The 17,886-nt window shown below is 64.4% G+C and carries 18 protein-coding genes; 6 read left to right on the forward strand and 12 right to left on the reverse strand.

The genetic code is table 11. The annotated features are described in order from the left end of the window. The first annotated feature begins 1 nt into the window (after position 1). Together AC1D1L_RS03740 and AC1D1L_RS03745 are read left to right on the forward strand one after the other, a co-directional pair. Positions 2 to 778: an esterase family protein gene (locus AC1D1L_RS03740; protein WP_477338927.1), complete on the forward strand. Its 777-nt coding sequence runs from the start codon at positions 2 to 4 to the stop codon at positions 776 to 778. Further along, a complete protein-coding gene (locus AC1D1L_RS03745) occupies positions 778 to 1,092 on the forward strand; it encodes a nuclear transport factor 2 family protein (protein ID WP_477338929.1) in 315 nt (104 codons plus the stop codon). The genes AC1D1L_RS03740 and AC1D1L_RS03745 overlap by 1 nt, the downstream gene beginning before the upstream one ends. A 12-nt stretch (positions 1,093 to 1,104) precedes the next feature. Here AC1D1L_RS03745 and AC1D1L_RS03750 read toward each other — a convergent pair whose 3' ends face one another. After that, positions 1,105 to 2,640 carry an MFS transporter gene (locus tag AC1D1L_RS03750; RefSeq protein WP_477338931.1) on the reverse strand — a complete coding sequence of 512 codons (1,536 nt, stop codon included), beginning with the start codon at positions 2,638 to 2,640 and terminating at the stop codon, positions 1,105 to 1,107. A gap of 143 nt (positions 2,641 to 2,783) precedes the next feature. Here AC1D1L_RS03750 and AC1D1L_RS03755 point away from each other — a divergent pair, with 143 nt between their 5' ends. After that, on the forward strand, positions 2,784 to 3,680 hold the full coding sequence (locus tag AC1D1L_RS03755; protein WP_477338933.1) for a LysR family transcriptional regulator: 897 nt from the start codon (positions 2,784 to 2,786) through the stop codon (positions 3,678 to 3,680). Positions 3,681 to 3,734: 54 nt separating this feature from the next. Here the strand turns inward: AC1D1L_RS03755 and AC1D1L_RS03760 are convergent, their stop codons facing one another. The 5 genes from AC1D1L_RS03760 to AC1D1L_RS03780 form a co-directional block, all read right to left on the reverse strand. Further along, positions 3,735 to 4,487 carry an SDR family NAD(P)-dependent oxidoreductase gene (locus tag AC1D1L_RS03760; protein ID WP_477339739.1) on the reverse strand — a complete coding sequence of 251 codons (753 nt, stop codon included), beginning with the start codon at positions 4,485 to 4,487 and terminating at the stop codon, positions 3,735 to 3,737. 49 nt (positions 4,488 to 4,536) lie between these two features. Beyond that, positions 4,537 to 5,625: an AbrB family transcriptional regulator gene (locus AC1D1L_RS03765; RefSeq protein WP_477338935.1), complete on the reverse strand. Its 1,089-nt coding sequence runs from the start codon at positions 5,623 to 5,625 to the stop codon at positions 4,537 to 4,539. A 75-nt stretch (positions 5,626 to 5,700) separates the two neighbouring features. Continuing rightward, positions 5,701 to 6,009 carry a putative quinol monooxygenase gene (locus tag AC1D1L_RS03770; protein ID WP_112561138.1) on the reverse strand — a complete coding sequence of 103 codons (309 nt, stop codon included), beginning with the start codon at positions 6,007 to 6,009 and terminating at the stop codon, positions 5,701 to 5,703. Between the two features lie 85 nt (positions 6,010 to 6,094). After that, the gene (locus tag AC1D1L_RS03775) at positions 6,095 to 6,880 is read right to left on the reverse strand and encodes an SDR family NAD(P)-dependent oxidoreductase (protein WP_477338937.1); all 786 of its coding nucleotides are present in this window, start codon (positions 6,878 to 6,880) and stop codon (positions 6,095 to 6,097) included. A 68-nt stretch (positions 6,881 to 6,948) separates the two neighbouring features. Next, entirely contained in the window at positions 6,949 to 7,377 is a 429-nt protein-coding gene (locus AC1D1L_RS03780; RefSeq protein WP_477338939.1) for a DsrE family protein, read from the reverse strand. Positions 7,378 to 7,526: 149 nt separating this feature from the next. Here AC1D1L_RS03780 and AC1D1L_RS03785 point away from each other — a divergent pair, with 149 nt between their 5' ends. Next, positions 7,527 to 8,576 (forward strand): hypothetical protein, encoded by a 1,050-nt coding sequence (locus AC1D1L_RS03785; protein ID WP_477339741.1) that lies wholly within the window; start codon positions 7,527 to 7,529, stop codon positions 8,574 to 8,576. Between the two features lie 102 nt (positions 8,577 to 8,678). Here the strand turns inward: AC1D1L_RS03785 and AC1D1L_RS03790 are convergent, their stop codons facing one another. Further along, positions 8,679 to 9,626, reverse strand: coding sequence for a cation diffusion facilitator family transporter (locus AC1D1L_RS03790; protein WP_477338941.1), 948 nt, complete (start codon positions 9,624 to 9,626; stop codon positions 8,679 to 8,681). Between the two features lie 5 nt (positions 9,627 to 9,631). Continuing rightward, positions 9,632 to 11,836 (reverse strand): anthranilate synthase, encoded by a 2,205-nt coding sequence (locus AC1D1L_RS03795; protein ID WP_477338943.1) that lies wholly within the window; start codon positions 11,834 to 11,836, stop codon positions 9,632 to 9,634. Positions 11,837 to 12,146: 310 nt separating this feature from the next. Here AC1D1L_RS03795 and AC1D1L_RS03800 point away from each other — a divergent pair, with 310 nt between their 5' ends. Then, entirely contained in the window at positions 12,147 to 12,917 is a 771-nt protein-coding gene (locus tag AC1D1L_RS03800) for an isocitrate lyase/PEP mutase family protein (protein WP_477338945.1), read from the forward strand. Between the two features lies 1 nt (position 12,918). On the opposite strand, the gene AC1D1L_RS03805 is transcribed toward AC1D1L_RS03800, so the two are convergent. The 4 genes from AC1D1L_RS03805 to AC1D1L_RS03820 form a co-directional block, all read right to left on the reverse strand. Further along, positions 12,919 to 13,974 carry a peptidase M14 gene (locus tag AC1D1L_RS03805; RefSeq protein ID WP_477338947.1) on the reverse strand — a complete coding sequence of 352 codons (1,056 nt, stop codon included), beginning with the start codon at positions 13,972 to 13,974 and terminating at the stop codon, positions 12,919 to 12,921. A gap of 91 nt (positions 13,975 to 14,065) precedes the next feature. Then, a complete protein-coding gene (locus tag AC1D1L_RS03810) occupies positions 14,066 to 15,244 on the reverse strand; it encodes an MFS transporter (protein ID WP_477338949.1) in 1,179 nt (392 codons plus the stop codon). 116 nt (positions 15,245 to 15,360) lie between these two features. Next, complete coding sequence (locus tag AC1D1L_RS03815; RefSeq protein WP_477338951.1) at positions 15,361 to 16,737, reverse strand: FAD-containing oxidoreductase; 1,377 nt, start codon at positions 16,735 to 16,737, stop codon at positions 15,361 to 15,363. Next, a complete protein-coding gene (locus tag AC1D1L_RS03820) occupies positions 16,734 to 17,195 on the reverse strand; it encodes a DUF4126 domain-containing protein (RefSeq protein ID WP_477338953.1) in 462 nt (153 codons plus the stop codon). The genes AC1D1L_RS03815 and AC1D1L_RS03820 overlap by 4 nt, the downstream gene beginning before the upstream one ends. Before the next feature lie 128 nt (positions 17,196 to 17,323). Here AC1D1L_RS03820 and AC1D1L_RS03825 point away from each other — a divergent pair, with 128 nt between their 5' ends. Beyond that, the gene (locus tag AC1D1L_RS03825; RefSeq protein WP_477338955.1) at positions 17,324 to 17,881 is read left to right on the forward strand and encodes a sugar O-acetyltransferase; all 558 of its coding nucleotides are present in this window, start codon (positions 17,324 to 17,326) and stop codon (positions 17,879 to 17,881) included. The last annotated feature ends 5 nt before the right edge of the window (positions 17,882 to 17,886 follow it).

The following is a 17,886-nucleotide window of genomic DNA, read 5'->3' on the forward strand; positions in this document are numbered from 1 at the left end:
GATGGACATTTCCTATCACAAGGGCTTTGCCCGCAATCTCGGCCGCGACATGGAATACAAGCGCTACGGCCATGCCGGCCGGCCGGTGGTCGTGTTCCCGACCTCGCAAGGGCGGTTCTATCAGTTCGAGGATTCCGGCGGGGTAGGGGCGCTGGCCGAATTCATCGATACCGGCCGCATCCAGCTGTTTGCGGTCGACGGCATCGATTCGGAATCTTTCTTCAACAAGCATGCCGACGCCGCCCACCGCATCGGCCGCCACGAGGCCTATTTCCGCTATGTCCGTGAGGAGGCGTTGCCGGAGTTTCAGGCGACCGCCGAGCAAGCCAATGGCGGGCGCAAATTGAAGCCGCTGTTCACCGGCTGCTCGATGGGCGGCTACCATTCCTCGAATTTCGTCTTCCGCTTTCCCGAACTCGCCAGCGGCGTCATCGCGCTGTCGGGCGTCTATTCGGCGCGCGACTTCTTCGGCAAGGCGCTGGAAGGCGACATTTTCTACAACTCGCCGCTCGACTATCTGCCCGGCATCGTCGACCCCAAGCTGCTAGCGCGGCTGAAGGCGCTGAGGATGATCTTCTGTTGCGGGCAGGGCGCCTGGGAAGAGCGCATGTTGGTCGAGACGCGCAAGCTGGAACAGATCCTGCGCGACAAATCCATTCCCGCCTGGGTCGACTATTGGGGTGGTGACGTCAGCCATGACTGGCCGTGGTGGCACAAGCAGCTGGTCTATTTCTTCGGCCGCTGGCTGGATGACGATCTGATGCATAGATTGGACTGATGGCCACACCCGAGCCCATCCGCCGTTTCGTCGAGGCCACCAATGAAGGTGACACCGAAGCGTTTCTTGGCACCTTTACCGCCAACGCATCCCTGACCGACTGGGGACGATCCTTCCATGGCCGCGAGCAGATTGCGCGCTGGAACCAGTCGGACAATATCGGCGTGAAGTCCAATCTGCGTATTGTCCGCATCGCCGAGGCCAATGGTAGCTACCACGTCCGCATCGCCGTCACAGGCGAAGGCTTCAACGGCGAAGGGGACATGGTCTTCACGCTGGACGGCGACCGCATAGCGAGCCTGGTCATCAGCTGACGCCGCGCAAGGCTAGCCTTCCTGGCATACCGGCAGAGGAACGGTTTCGTGCTCCACGGTCGATCCGCGGCGCAGGCCGAGGAAGACGACAAGCGCGGTGACGATGGTGATTGCCGCCAGCACGATCAGCAGCCTGTCGAACGCCGTCTCGTAGGCCTGGACCAGGACCGTGGCTCCGGCTCCCGGCAAGCGGGCTGCCGCTTCGCCGACATTGCCGGTCACCAGCAACTGGGCGGCAGCGGTTGCACTCAGGGACGACGTTGCGCCCTGGGCCGGCAGTTGTGCAGCCGTGAAGCCCGACAGGACCGCCATGACGATGGCCAGCGCCACGCCTTCACAAGCGACGCGGGTGGTGTTGAAGATGCCGACCGCCATGCCGGCGCGCTCCTTCGGCACGACGCTGACGGCAAGTCCGTCCATCAGCCCCCAGGGCAAAGCGATGCCGATGCCGATCAGCATCAGCGGCGCCACAAGCGCGAGGGCGACCGGCGGCGTCAGGCTCAGCCAGACAAGGCCGGCGGCGGCGATCAGCAGGCCGACGCCGCAGATCGTCGCCGGAGCGATCCAGCGCGCCACCTGGCCGGCAAGCAGAGGCAGGATCAACAGCGGTCCCGACAGGCAGATCATCAATTGCCCGGCCTCGATCTCGCTCATCCCCTCAATACCGATGAAGCGGATCGGCAACAGCACGAGCAGGACGACGAAGCCATAGGCGGGGGCAGCCGCCAGAAACTGGACGCCGACGAAGCGGGGAAAGCGGAACAGCGAGAGATCGAGCATCGGCCGGCCCACGCGCCGCTCGACGATGACGAAGGCGGCAAAGAAGAGAGCAGCCATGCCAAGCAGCCCGACGACGAGCGGATCGGTCCAGCCGCTCTGCGGCGCCTGAAGCACGCCGTAGGTCAGCGCGGCCAGCGCAATCGTGAAAGTGCCGGCCCCCGCCCAGTCGAGGCCAGTCGCATCGGGGTCGCGTGATTCCTTGATTGTGCCCAGACCCAGTAGCGCGGCGGCAATCGCAAGCACTGCCACCAGAACGAAGATCGACCGCCAGCCGAATGCTTCGATGATGAGGCCGGAGGCGATCGGACCGAAGGCGAGGCCAATGCCGAAACTGGTGCCGAGGAAGGAAAAGGCGCGCAACCGCAATTGCCCCTCGAATTCCTGGGCAAGTGCGGAGGCGCCGCCAGCGAAGGCGGCCGCACTGCTGAGCCCTTGCGCGGCCCGAAGTGTGTCGAACCAGACGATGTCAGGCGCGAGCATCGCGCCCAGCGTGGCCAGGACATAGAGGCCGAGTCCGGCGAGGAAGCTGCGCTTGCGGCCATGATTGTCGGCGAGCGCGCCCAGCGCCATCAGGGTGGCGCCAAAGGTCAGCATGAACGCGTTCGTCACCCAGTTGAGCGCGATCGGGCTGCCGCCGAGATCGGCTGCGATGCGCGAGAGCGCGACGGCCGGGCCGGTGAAGGTCAAGGGCATGGTCATGGCGGCAAGGCATACCGACAACAGGACGAGCCATGGCGCGGTTGCGCCGTTTGTGGTCTTCGAAATCATGGTTTTTCCTATTTGAAGCAGGATCCGCCGGTGTGCCGTCGGGAGCGCAGCACCGGTCGGCAAGATAGGCCCGCGACATTCCCAGAAAAATAGTATTAAATCTCCAGATATACCGGACTGAAACGCTCGAATGGAGACATGCGATGGAACGCCTCAACGGCCTTCTGGCCTTTGCCCGCACGGCGGAGTTCGGCAGCTTCATCGCCGCCGGCCGAACGCTTGGCATCTCGGCATCGGCCGTCGGCAAGAGCGTCGCCAGGCTCGAACAGGACCTCGGCGTGCGGCTGCTACAGCGCAGCACGCGCCGTGTCGGCCTGACCGAGGAGGGCAAGCTGTTCAACGAGCGGGTACGGCGCATCCTCGACGACATCGACGATGCCGAGGCGATGCTGTCGCGGACCCGCGAAACACCGCATGGGCGGCTGCGCGTGTCGACGCCGATCGTGACCTATCACCTGCTGTTGCCGGTGCTGTCGGAGTTCATGGCGTGCTATCCCGAAATCGAACTCGACATCGATTTCAACGATCGCATCGTCGACCTTATCGACGAAGGCGTCGACATCGCAATCCGCAGCGGTGAGCTGCCGGATTCGCGCCTGGTGGCGCGGCCGCTAGCGCCCTTCCGGCTGCTGTTGTGCGCGGCACCTTCCTACCTCGAGCAGCACGGCAACCCGAGCGGACCGGACGATCTCGTGAACCATTACGGCATACGCTTCCGGTTTCCAAACACCGGAAAGCTGCAGGGTTGGCCGTTCATCGGCGGCAGTGTCGAGCCGCAGGTCCGCTCGATGCTGACCTGCAACAACACCGAGGCGCTGAAGGGCGCGACCATGGCCGGTCTCGGCATCAGCTCGATGCCCGATTTCCTGGTCCGCGAGGCTCTGCGCGATGGGCAATTGCGCACTGTGCTGGACGACCATGTCGACGGCCGCGGCCAGTTCCGGATGCTGTGGCCGTCAAATCGCCATTTGTCGCCGAAGGTGCGCGCTTTCGTCGATTTCCTCCCCGACCGGCTTGCCGCGACGCTGAGCGGCTCGTAGTCCCTCGCGGCGCCGATGGCGATGACGAAGACGGCGAGGGACTAGCGCTACTTCTCAGTAGGTGGCCCGTCCGCCCGACAGGTCGAACGTTGCGCCAGTGGTGAAGGAATTTTCGTCCGAGAGCATGAAGGCGATCATCGCGGCCGCCTCTTCGACTTCGACAAACCGCCCGCGTGGCACCTTGCCCAGCATGTAGGCCACCTGGGCCTCGGTGAGCTGTTCGAGGATGCGGGTGCGGGCGGGCGACGGCGTCAGCGCGTTGACGGCGATGTCGTGGCCGGCAAGCTCCTTGCCGAGCGATTTGGTCAGCGCGAGCACACCCGCCTTGGCGGCCGAATAGGCGGCGGCATTCGGATTGCCTTCCTTGCCGGCGACAGAGGCAATGTTGACGATGCGGCCGTAGCCGCGCGCGATCATGCCGGGAACCAGGCGTTTGCAGCAGTAGAAGACACCGTTGAGGTCGATGTCGATGATCTGGCGCCATGCGGCAGGATCATAGTCCACCACGGTGGCCGCCGGTCCGGCAATGCCGGCATTGTTGACGAGCAGATCGACCGGGCCGAGCGAGCGCTCGGTTTGCGTCGCGGCGCTGTCGACGGCCTCGATCAGCGATTGATCGCACAGCAAAGCCTCGATCCGACCGAGCGGGGCGAGTTCGGCGACGGCGTTCTTCATCGCAGCCTGGTCGACATCCCAGATGGCAACGCTGGCGCCCGACGACAGCAGGCGTCGGGCCACGGCAAGGCCGATGCCTTGCGCGCCGCCGGTCACGACGGCGACATGGCCTGAGAGATCGACGGCATTCACGCGACGGTTCATGGGCAATTTCCTCTTCCCGGATACTTGAATTCGTAACTCAGTCCCTGACGGCTCTCGCCACCAGCCGCGCGATGCTTGGTCCGGCGATGAGCACGACCAGGAAGCGGGCCGATTGCAGCGCCATGACGAAGGAGATGTCGACGTTTTGCGCGGCGGCGGCGATGATGGCGACGCTGTCCATGCCGCCGGGGCTGGTGGCGAGATAGGCGGTCAGCGGATCGATGCCGAGGACATGGCTGATCAGCCAGGCAAGCCCGCCGCAAAAGGCGATCAGCACGACGATCGAACCGACGATCTGCGGCAGTGCGCGCGTCGCATGGCGCAGGATCGCCCGTGTAAAATTCAGTCCGATCGACCAGCCGACCATCGCATAGGAGAGCGCCAGCAGCCATGGCGGCAGTTGCATCGCCAGGCCAAAGCCGAGATGGACGATGGTCCCGAAGATGAAGGTGCCGAGAAAGAAGGGCGAGGGCAGCCGGCAAAGCCGGCCGAGCAGGCCGCCGACCAGCGCCACCCCGAGCGTGGCGGCAAAAGCCATTGCGTCGATCGGCGGGAACCAGACAATGGCTGGGATTTCAACGCCGGAGGTGTCGACCCACATCTTGGCCACGAGCGCCGCCGTCATCGAGACGAAGATCACGCGCAGATACTGCATGAAGGCGACGAGGCGCTGGTCGGCGCCGAAGGCGCCCGCCATCAGAACCATGGCGGTGGCTGCACCCGGCGACGAGCCCCAGACCGCCGTGGTGCCGGGCAGAATGCGCCAGCGGCTGATCAGCCAGCCGAGCAGGCTGGACGCCGCAAGGGTCGCCAGCACCACGACGAGGAACAGCGGCCATTCCTTGTAGAAGACCGAAAAGATGTCGGCGGAGATCGACTCCGCGACAAGGCAGCCGACGACGGCCTGGGCGGCGCCGAACAGCGGGCGCGGCACGCGCACGGTGGCGCCATTGGTGCCGGCAAGGATCGCTGCCAGCATCGGGCCTATCAGCAGGGCGGCGGGCAGTGCGGCGTATTCCAGCGTGCCGGCGAACAGCAGCGAGAAGATCAGCAACACCAGCCACTGCCGAAGCGGACGCATGCGCGTCATGCGTTCAATGGCCGGCTGTTCTGGCGAGGAATCCATATCAGGTCTTAGACTTGGAGAAGAATGATGCGAACCCGCCGAGGAAAACTCGAAAACCGCGTTTGCTTTCGAACATCACTCGTTCTTGACGGCGGGCAGGCCGAAACCCCCGACCGGATGGGTCTCGATCTGGAACTCGAAGCCGGAGATGAAAGGCCGCGCCTTGGCGATCGCCGCCTGGACTTCGGGTAGTTGCAGCGATGCCTTGTGGCTGGCCTGATCGGTCCACACTTCGGTGACCCAGATCGCGTCGGCATCGGCCGGGTCGGTGGCGATGATATAGCTCAGGCAGCCGGGGAGGGCGCCGGTGCTCTCGCGCAAAACGCCCATGATAGCGTCGCGCTGGCCGCGCGCCGCCCGCATCTTGCCGATCAGTCCGTACATCGCCTTACGTCTCCCCTTGCTTTCAAACCGCTGAAACTTTCGCACAACATGCTTGGGTTGCGAGACGCAGTATGCAATTGCCGGCTCAAGGCATCAACTGGCCACCGTTCACCTCGATCACCTGGCCGGTGATGTAGCCACTCAGGAGGTCGGAGGACAGGAAGAGATAGGCGCCGACGCAGTCTTCGGCCGTGCCGGCGCGTCCCTGAGGAATGGTGGCAACCATGCCCTTGATCTGTTCGTCGGTGGAATAGCGCTCGTGGAATGGCGTCAAGATCGTGCCCGGCGCCACTGCGTTGACGCGGACGCCGAAGCCAATCAGCTCCTTGGCCATGCCGCGGGTGACGTTGGAGACGAAGGCCTTGGCCGAGCCGTAGAGCCCGGCGCCGCCGCCAGCGCCATTGCGCGCGGCGATCGACGAGGTGTTGACGATGAAGCCGCCCTGCTTCTTCAGCCATGGCATCGCCTTGCGTGACGCCGTCAGCACCGACCGGGCGTTGAGGTCCATCACCGCGTCGTAATGCGCCTCGGTCTGCTCGGCATAAGGCACACGGCCAAGCATGCCGCCGGCATTGTTGACCAGCCCGTCGAGCCGGCCGAAATGCTCAGCGCTCTCCTCGACGACACGCTCGACATCGGCGGCCTGCGAGAAGTCGCCCTGGGTCAAAAACACCTCACCGCCGCCGTCGCGGATGGTCCTGGCCAATGTTTCGGCGGCCTCGCGGCTCGAATTGTAGTGCAGCGCGACGCGGCTTTTTTGCGCGGCATAGGCCAGCGCAAGGGCGGCGCCTATGCCGGTCGAGGCGCCGGTGACCAGCACCGCCTTGCCGGCAAGATCAGGGATGACAAGAGCGGTCGCGGTCATGGGCATTTTTCCTCCGGGATGTCTGCTCTCCCTTCGTAGGCTCTCGTTGCCGTCGCGTTCAAGTCCATGGCGGCTTATGGCCTGAGATAAGCGTAACCCTGGCGCTGCAACTCGGCGAGCTTGACAACGCCGCCCTTGTCGGCGGCGTGGAAGCCCTCGAGCAGGTCGGCAAGCGTGATCTCCATGCCTTTCATGGTGTTGCCGCAGGCATGCGGCTCAAGACCCTGCTGGACGAGACCGGCAAAGCGTCCCGAAATCGCCGCCGATATGCCTTTCGACTTGAAGCCGGCCAGTGCCGGGCCATGCACGACCAGCACGATGTCGACATTGCCGCCGGTGCCTTCATAGTGGTTCTTGATGTTGCCGAGCACGAAATTGACCTTGTCGAGATCGCTGAGGTGATAGGCCACCTTCGGTCTGTCCTCGGCGGCGGCCCCCCGGCTCAGCCCGAACAGGCCGGCGGCGCCGGCAAGGCTGGCACGGAAAATGTCGCGTCGGCGCATGGCATCCTCCTCGGCTTGGTGCTCATAGCAAATTGCGTGGCTGCGGCCATGATACTAGCATAAATTGACGTTACGTCCTGTCGATGCGAGGAGGGGGTCCAGTGGCATTCAGGAAGTGGAAGAATTTCGCCGTCGCCGGATTTGGCGCCATGCTGCTCGGCGCACTTGCGGGTTCGGCCGTGGCCGACGATGCGCTTAAATTGCCCGAACTCAGTGCGAGTGGCGCCGATGCCTGTTTCGGCCGTGTCTATGACGCAGCCCATCTCAAGGCGCATCCGAAGCAGAAGGTGGCGCGGATTTTCTTCCTCTATGGCCATGATCCGGTGAGCCATCCGAACGAGGAGCCGACGGCGAATGCGGACACCTCCTACAATGGCTTTCTCACCACCACGGTGCGTGGCGCCAAGACGCCGCAATGGGCCGGCGGCTGGTGCAATCACGAGTCCGAGGACGGCAAGTCAGGCCCGATCCGCTGCGGCATGGACTGCGACCGCACCATGGCTTCGCTGAAGCTCGATGACAAAGGCCGCCTGATCCTCACCGATGTCTCGTCCGATCTCTATCTCGACGCCGGATCGGAAGACGAACTGGGCGAAGCCGAATATGGCCGCCAGGCGCTGGGCTCAGAGGACGACAATTTCCGCCTCGACCCGATGCCGGCGGCGACCTGCAAGGCCGAATTCGCCAAGATCGATCCGATCGATCCGGCGCTGGGTGCGCCGTTGCGCGAGCGGCTGAAGCCGGACCAGCCTTTCTGTTTCGGGCGCGATTACGATGCCGCGCACCTGAGCTCTCATCCCGACCAGGTGACGCAGTCGATCCGGGTCTTCCGCGGGCCGGTCGAGCTTGCCTCCTTCGCCTCAGGCGGCGATGTCGCCAACTGGCCCGACGGCGCCGACATCGCCGTTTCGGTGACCACCAGGAAGAACGGGGCCAAGGTCACGCAGACCTATTCCTGCCAGGGCGAAGCGGACCAGTGGCGCTGCGCGGCGAGTTCGAAGATGAGCAATTCTTCGTGCGACATCAGCCAAAAGGAAATCTACCTCAAGCGCGGCGCCAACGGCACCATGATGCTGGCCAACCCCAACAGCAGCCTGGCGATCGTCGACCTGTGCTCGAAGGCAGCGGACGGCAAGACCGCGTCCGATGACAAGGTCTACCGGCTGGAGGCGATGACGCAGTCTGCTTGCGCTCCTTGAGACCCTGCGCTTCGTCATCCTAGGGTCTGCGCCGCGTCGCTTCGCTCCTTGCTTCGCCCTAGGATGACGAAGTTGAGATGGCTCAGCCAATCTCCAACGCCATCAGGCGAACGGCACGGCCGTCGTGCCTTTCGGCAGCTTCGCTTCGTCGTCCGGCTCGACATGGATGGTGACGCGCACAGAGGGGATTTCGGCCTTCAGCGCATCCTCGATGCGGTCGCAGATGACGTGGCTGGCGCCGACCGTCATGTCGGCGTCGACGACCAGGTGGAACTCGATGAAAGTAGCGCGGCCGGCGATGCGGGTCTTGAGGTCGTGAACCTCCAGCGCGCCCTTGCAATTGGCCGAGATGATGTCGCGGATATGCATGTGCTCCGTGGTGTCGACGGCGCGGTCCATCAAGCCGTTCATCGACGAGCCGATGACATGCCAGCCTTGCCACAGGATGTTGAGCGCAACGATGACGGCAAGCGCCGGATCGAGGATCTGCCAGCCGGTCAGGATTGCGCCGACGAGACCGCCGAAGACGCCGACGGAAGTCACCACATCGGTCATGATGTGCTTGCCGTCGGCAACCAGCGCCGGTGATTTCGCAGCGCGGCCTGTGCGGATCAGCGTCCACGCCCAGAAGGCGTTGATGACGGTGGCGACGCCGTTGATCCCCAGGCCTTCCCAGGGTTGCTCGATCGGCGTCGGCGTCTGCCAGGAGCGCCAGACCTCGTTGAGGATCAGCAGTGCCGCGACCACGATCAGCACGCCTTCCAGCACGGCCGAGAAATATTCGGCCTTGTGGTGGCCGAACGGATGGTCCTGGTCGGCCGGCTTGTAGCTGACCTGGATCGCCCAGTAGGCGGCAGCCGAGGCAATGACGTTGACGATCGATTCCAGCGCATCCGAATAGAGCGCGACGGAGCCGGTGACGTACCAGGCGGCAAGTTTCAGGGCGAGCACGATGCAGGCGACGATGATCGACCAGAAGGCGAGGGCGGCAACCCTTTGCTTGGCTGCCTCCTTTGCCGCGATCGCCGTCACACTGTCCGCCGCGGCCATACTGGTCAGGCCGCCTTTTCCTTGGCCTTGCGCGGCAGATGCGCAACAATGTTCTCGATGATGCGCATGCCGGCATTGTGGCCGAGCGTCATGATCGATTCCGGATGGAACTGTACGGCGGCTATGGGCTCCTTGCGGTGCTCGAAGGCCATGATGACACCGTCCTCCGTCTCGGCGGTGACAACGAAGCCGTCGGGCAGCCGTACCGGATCGGCAAAGATCGAGTGGTAGCGGCCGACGGTGACTTCCTTGGGCAAGCCGGAGAAGATGATGCCGGGCTTGGAGACACGGATGCGCGACGGCTTGCCGTGCATCGGCACATGCAACTGCCTGAGCTCGCCGCCATAGGCCTCGGCCAGCGCCTGCAGGCCAAGGCAGACGCCGAAGATCGGCAGGTCGCGAGCCCTGGCCTTCTTGATGGTCGCGGCGCAGTCGAAATCCTTCGGCGTGCCGGGTCCCGGCGACAGCACGACGAGGTCGGGCTTCAGCCGCTCGAACACCTCCTCCGGCACTGGCGTGCGCACGGTCGAGACATTGGCGCCGGTCTGGCGGAAGTAGTTGGCCAGCGTGTGGACGAAGGAGTCCTCGTGGTCGACGAGCAGGATGTTGACGCCGTCGCCGACGCGCGCGGTGGTGCGTTCGGCGCCGGCGGCATTGCCTAATTTGGCGTCGCGGATGGCGGAGAGCATGGCGGATGCCTTCAGTTCGGTTTCGGCTTCTTCTTCCTCGGGGATGCTGTCGAAGAGCAGCGTGGCGCCGGCGCGCACCTCGGCGATACCGTCCTTGATGCGGATGGTGCGCAAGGTGAGGCCGGTGTTCATGTCGCCGTTGAAATTGACCATGCCGACGGCGCCGCCATACCAGGCGCGCGGGCTCTTCTCGTTCTGCTCGATGAAGCGCATGGCCCAGAGTTTCGGCGCGCCGGTGACAGTGACCGCCCAGGCGTGCGACAGGAAGGCGTCGAAGGCGTCCATGCCTTCGCGCAAGCGCCCTTCAATGTGATCCACAGTGTGGATCAGGCGCGAATACATCTCGATCTGGCGGCGGCCGATGACGCGCACGGAGCCCGGATCGCAGACCCTGGACTTGTCGTTGCGGTCGACGTCCGAGCACATGGTCAGCTCGGATTCGTCCTTCTTGGAGTTGAGCAGCTTCAGGATCTGCTCAGAGTCGGAAATGGCGTCGTCGCCGCGCTTGATGGTGCCGGAGATCGGGCAGGTCTCGACCCGGCGGCCATTGACGCGCACGAACATTTCCGGCGAAGCGCCGATCAGATACTCGTTTTCGCCGAGATTGATGAAGAAGGAATAGGGCGAGGGGTTGATCGACTTCAGCTTGCGCGAGATTTCGGAAGGCTGCGTCTCGCAACGCTCGTAGAACATCTGCCCGGGCACGACCTCGAACAAATCCCCGCGCTTGAAGCTATCCATCGCCTTGCGCACCAGATTGGCATATTCGCCGGGTTCATGATCGCCGCGCGGCGGGATGCGGTCAGCGGTCTTGAACGGCTCGGCGATTTCGTCGCGCGGCAGGCCTTCAGTCGAAAAACCGTCGCCGGAATAGTCGTAGCGGTCGGTCCAGGCCTTGGTCGAGTAATGGTCGACGACCAGGATTTCGTCGGGCAGGAACAGGACCAGGTCGCGCTGGCTCTGCTTGCGCTCGAGCTTGTAGTCGACCGGATCGAACTGGAAGGCGAGGTCGTAGCCGAAGGCGCCGTAGAGGCCAAGATTGGCGTCTTCGTCGGTCTTGAACAGCGCGGTGATGGCGCGCAGCACGGTAAAGACGGAAGGGACGCGGCTGCGCTCTTCCTCGGTGAAGACCCGGCCAGGCTTGGCGACATCGAGGCGGATCAGCTTTTTCGAGGTTTCGGTGATTGTGACTTCGCTCAAGCCGACAAGCGCCTTGCCGATTACCGGCAACAGCACCTCGCCACGGCCGTTCAGTGCCTCGATGCGCATGGCGCGGCCACGCGCGGAAATCACCAGCGGCGGATCGATGATGGCCGTATCCCAGCGCGTGTAGCGGCCGGGATATTCGTAGTTCGAGGAAAACACGGCCCCGCGGCGCGAATTCAGCCCGTCGACATAGGAGTCGATCGCGCCGGCATAGGGCTTGTCGTGGCGCTCGCGGGTAATGGTGACGCCACCCGCGGTCACGAAGCGTTCCGCGCCGTTTTCCAGAACCTTCATCGTCGTCATTGCCGTCTCCATCTGGCTTGTTGGGCAACGGACCCGGGACTGGCTTTGAAAAAACAAATGGCCGCCCGGATATTCCGTTGCGGCCACCTTCTATTTTCACGCACACGCGTTCGAACAGGCCGCTGTCAGCGAGCCCACCACCAAATGGTCTTGATCGAACGCATGTTCATGGGCGAAATCCATAGCGGCGAAAAGCCGGATGCGCAACAGGTTTGAAAGGCCTGTTTGTGGCCGCCGCTTCCGGAACTCATGGCACATCGCCAACGCTGGCGGTCCTGCCTAGACTACCCGTCCAATATCGAGATAGACGGGAAAGACAGCAATGACCGACCAGATCGAGCGCGCACGCACGTTCCATTCCCTCCACGTCAAGGGAAACCCGATCGTTCTCTACAATGCCTGGGATCCGGGCTCGGCCAAGATTGTCGAGAAGGCAGGCGCCAAGGCTATCGCCACTGGAAGCTGGCCGGTCGCGGCCGCCTTCGGCTATGCCGATGGTGAGAAAATCCCGCTGGAATTGGCACTCGACAACATCAGGCGCATTGTAGCTGCAGTCGATTTACCCGTCACCATGGATCTCGAGGGCGGCTATGGCGTCGAGCCGGAGATCGTCGCTCAGACAGTCACGCGCGCTCTGCAGGCCGGCGCCATCGGCTTCAATTTCGAGGACCAGATCGTCGGCGGCACAGGCCTGTATAACATCGCCACCCAGGTGAAGCGGGTCGAGGCGGCAGCGGCGGCGGTGAAGGCTTCCGGCATTCCCGCTTACATCAATGCCCGCACCGACATATTCCTCAAGGCAAAGCCGGATGCGCATGACAAGGGCCTCCTCGACCAGGCGATCGAGCGGGCGAAGGCCTATGAAAAGGCCGGCGCGAGCGGTTTCTTTGCTGCGGGCCTTGGCGATGAGGGGTTGATCGAGGCGCTATGCAAAGCCACAGCGTTGCCGGTCAACATCATCGCGCTCGCGCATGTGCCGCCGCGCCAGCGGCTGGCAGAGCTTGGCGTTGCGCGTATCAGCCACGGACCGGTCCCATACCGGCAGATGGCCGAATGGCTGGAGGCCAAGGCGCGGTTGGCTATTTCAGGCTAGGTCAGTCCTCCAGCGTCCCTGACCTGGCGTCGGTGCTCTTCTTGTCGCCGACCAGCTTCAAGAGATCCTCGCCGGCGCGGATGATGCGGCGCGAGCGGCGGGTCAGGATGACGCCGTCCTGCGGGGCAAATACTTCGGTGCGGCCGCCGGCCTCGCCTGGTGTGTGGACGATGGTGGCGAGGCGCGCGCCCTTGGCGACGCGGTCGCCGGGCTTCACGTCATAGAGGATGGCGCCCGCCCGGGGCGCCGGCATCATGTCGATGTTTTCCAGGGGGGCGGCGAAGCCCTTGAACGGGCCGGGGGCGGGCAGGGCGGTATCGGCGATCACGCCGCGCGCCACCAGCAGCCGGTAGAGGCCTTCGGCATCGGAAGCGGCGAGCGCGCCGTCGACATCGAGCATGCCGCGGTATTCGACCGTGGTGGCGACGCGGCGGTCGAGCTTCGCCACGCCGGCGGGGACGTTCTGATAGGGCATGACCATAGCGCCCTCGAAGGTGCCGTCGGTGTCCTCGCTCCACAGCATGACCGCGTCGATGCCCATGGCGGCGGCGCAATCGGCCATGGCCGGCCACAGGCTGGTGTGGACGTAGAGATAGGCGAGCCCCTCATCGTCGCAATGCAGGTCGAGCACGATGTCGTGGCCGAGCGACAGCTGCACCAGCCGTGTCTTCAATCGCTGATCTGGAGTGCCGTGCGTGGTGTCGGGCAACAGCTTGGTGTCAGGCGCAGCAAGCAGTGGGAAGCCGCGGTTGAAATTGGTGCGGGTGCCGAGATGAAAACGGCCCTGATGCTCGCCGAAATGATATTGGGCGCGGCCGACCGGGTTGGCCCAGGGCACGATGGTGATGTTACCCTTGATGCGGCCTTCGGCTTCGGCCTTGTTCAGTGCCGGCATCAACGCGTCGATGGCGACGACGCCCGGCAATTCGCCGGCATGAAGGGCCGCCTGCAGATAGGCCGAGGGTGCGGCCTTGTCGGCGCCGGCGAAGCGGAACACCGGAAATTCGTAGAAAACGCCTTCGCTGTCGCCGGCAATGCGTTCGATCGATTTCTGCATGGGATGCCTCCAGGAAAAGAGGCAGAACACATGCACGTTTGCCGAAGGGCTGTCGATTGGTCCAGTTCACGCCGCCATGGGCGCAATGGGATTATTCTGCGGCCGCCGGAACGGTCGCCACAGGGGCTGAGCGTTCTAGCGCCTGTGAGACAACGGCCACGGTAACGGCCAGCAGCGCCAGCACCGCGCCGACCAGCGGCAGGTGAGCGTAGGAGACGCCCGCCGAAAGGGCCAATCCGCCCATCCAGGCGCCACCGGCATTGCCGACATTGAAGGCGCCCTGGTTGAGTGTGGCGGCAAGGTTCGGCCCTTCGGACGCCGCTTCGACGACGCGGATCTGCAGCGGCGGCACGACGACGAAGATGAGCAGGCCCCACAGGAAGACGACGCCGATGGCGACGCTGGCGAAGGCGCCGAACTGCATGAAGCCGACAAACAGCACCGCCATCAGCAGCAGCGTGCCGATGACCGTCGGCATCAGTTTCCAGTCGGCCAGCCGACCGCCGATGATGTTGCCTATGGTCATGCCGGCGCCGAACAGCAGCAGCACCCAGGTGACCGCTGACGTAGACAGGCCTGAGACGTCGGTGAGGTAGGGCTTGATATAGGTGAAGACGGCAAACAGGCTGGCCGAGGCCAGCGAGGCGATCAGCATGGCGAGCCACACCTGCAATTTGCCCAGCACGCGCAACTCACTGCGCAGGCCGCCGCCGCTGGGTTCGGCGACATTGGATGGCACCAGCCAGGCGATGGCCGCAACAGAGATCAGGCCGATGCCGACGACGGCGAGGAAGGTGGAGCGCCAGCCGAAGGCTTCGCCGAGCGCAGTGCCGGCGGGAACGCCCAGAATGTTGGAGAGCGTCAGGCCGGCGAACATCAATGCAATAGCGCTGGCGCGCTTGTTGCGCGGCACCAGGCTGGCGGCAACGACCGAGCCGATTCCGAAGAAGGCGCCATGGCCGAAGGCGGTGAAGACGCGCGCAGCCATCAAGAGCCAGTAATTGGGCGCAATGGCGCAAAACAGATTGCCGACGACGAACATCGCTGTCAGCGCGACCAGAACCGGCTTGCGCGGCAAATTCGCGGTGGCCATGGCGACGATCGGGGCGCCGAAGACGACGCCCAGCGCATAGCCGGTGACCAGCAGACCGGCCGAGGGGATCGACACGCCTAGATCGGCGGCAACCTCGGGCAACAGGCCCATGATGACGAATTCGGTGGTGCCGATGCAGAAGGATGCTATGGCAAGCGCAAGGATCGGCAAAGGCATGGAAAGTCCAGACTGAATCGGTTCAATTTCAGACTGAACGAGAAGCTATGACGCGCGCAATGCACATTGCTGCAATGCACCAATGCAGAAAGCGCGGAGCTTGACGCAGAGTTACTTCAGGCGAGCGGCTTCAGCTCCTGGGCGATGGTTGGCAACAGCTCCGAGACGTTGGGATGGATATGCACGGCGCGCGCCAGCGTGTCGACCGGCGCCTTGGCGTACATCAGGTCGAGCACGCAGTGCACCGCCTCGTCGCCGCCCGGGCCAAGTACCGAACAGCCGAGGATTTCCCTGGTGTCGGCGTCGACGAGGATCTTCATAAAACCTTGCGTCTCGCCCTTTTCGACCGCGCGGCCGACGCGGGTCATCGGCCGCTGGCCGACCAGCGCCTTGCGCCCGGATTTCTTCACCGCGGCCTCGGTCATGCCGCAGCGGCCGAGCGGCGGATCGATGTAGAGCGCATAGGCCTCGATGCGGTCGCTGACCTTGCGCGGATCGTTGTCGAGCAGATTGGCGGCGACGATCTCATAGTCGTTGTAGGAGGTGTGGGTGAAGGCGCCCTTGCCGTTGCAATCGCCCATCGCCCAGATGCCGGGCACGCTGGTGCGCAGCTGGTCGTCGACGGTGACGAAGCCACGCCGGTCGACCTCGACGCCGGCCTTTTCGAGGCCGAGGTCGTCGGTGTTGGGAGTGCGGCCGAGCGCCAGAAGCACGTGCGAGCCGACTGCCGGCGGTTTGCCGGATGAGAAGGTCACGGCGATGTCGTTGCCCTGTTTGGCGAAGCCGATGTCGTCGGCGCCGACATGGACCGCTATGCCCTCGTTTTCGAGGATCGACAGGATCGCCGCCGATACGTCCTCGTCCTCGCGGCCGGCCAGGCGTGGGCTCTTCTCGAAGACGGTGACTTCGCTACCGAAGCGGCGGAACATCTGCGCGAATTCCAGCGAGATGTAGCTGCCACCGACGACGACGAGGTGACGCGGCAAAATTTCGAGATCCATCATCGAGGAATTGGTGAGGTAGTCGATGTCGTGGATGCCGGGTAGATCCGGCACCGAGGCGCGGCCGCCGGTGTTGAGGAAGATCTTTTCGGCGGTCAGAAGATCGTCGCCGACGCGCACCGTGTTGGCGGATTCGAAACGCGCATGGCCGCGATAGAGCGTGCATTTGTCCATGCCGGCGATCCAGGTTTCCAGCCCGGTGCGGGAGGCGCCCGAAACCTTGTCCTTGCGCGCCTTGATCGCCTTATAGTCGACGCCGACAGGGCCACTGAGCGTCACGCCATAATCGGCGGCGCGTCGGGCGAGATGCGCGGCATAGGCGCTCGCCACCATCGTCTTGGTCGGGATGCAACCGGTGTTGACGCAGGTGCCGCCGACCAGCTTGCGCTCGATCAGCGCCACGTTCATGCCGGCTGCGTTCAGCCTGCCGGCGAGCGGTGTGCCGGCCTGGCCGGCGCCAATGATGATGGCGTCGAAGGTTTTCGCCGTCATGCCACCGCCGCCACGATCAGCAGACCGCCAATGATCGCCACCGCGTCCTCGACGAGGGCGGCGGGCAAGTCCTTGCCGAAGGCGGCGGCCAGCCGGCCACGCGCTTCGGCGCCACCATAGGTGCCGATAACGGCGCCGATGGCGCCGGCGATCAGGCCGCCTATGGTGGAACCGGCGGTGGCGCCGATCACTGCGCCGGCAAAGGCGCCCATGAGGATGCGGGCGCCGAATTGCTGCGGAACTTTGCGGCTCGGGGTCGACGGCAACTGGTCGGTGACCAGCTCGACGATGGCGAGGATGGTGAAGATGCCGACGGCGGCCCAATGGCCCATGAAACTTGCCCAGGTGCCGGCAAGCGGCAGCCAGCCGAGATAAGCGCCCCAGGCGACTGCGGCCGGTGCTGTCATGGCGCGAAGACCGGCGATGATGCCGATCAGAAGTGCAAGCAGATAGAGCATGGTTGATCCCCTCAACGCAGAACCTCGGACGGTCCGCGGCAAGCTAGCATAGGCCGGGCATTTGGACAGTGGGGTTTTCCCAGGCGGAGGATTGTGCTTTGGCAGGAGATCAGATTGGAGGCGTGGCCATGTCCGCAAGCGAACGCACGAAGATGATTGCAGGCGAATGGTACACCTGCATCGACGACGAGTTGGAAGCGCTGCGGGTGATCGCGCGCGATGCGGTGTTCGAGCACAATTCGCTGCCGCCCCGACCGCGCGGCAACATCGGTCCAGCGCTATCGGCGCTGCTCGGCAGCGCGGGCGAGGGCGCCCGCATCGAGGCGCCCTTCCACTGCGCCTACGGTTTCAACATCCATCTCGGCGCAGGCGCGTTTCTCAATGCCGGCTGCACCATCCTCGATACCGCGCCGGTGCGTATCGGCAACCGGACACTGCTTGGCCCCAATGTGCAGATCTACTGCGCCGAGCACCACAAGGAGGCAGCAGGCCGTCAGGCGGGGCTGGAGATCGCCAGGCCGGTCACCATCGGCGACAGTGCCTGGATCGGCGGCAGCGCCATCATCCTCGGCGGCATCAGCATCGGCGATGGCGCCATTGTCGGCGCCGGCGCGGTGGTGACGCGCGACGTGCCTGACAACACCACCGTGGTCGGCAACCCGGCGCGGGCGGTCAAACGCTGCTGAATACG

The organism is Mesorhizobium sp. P2_D6, assembly GCF_056404315.1.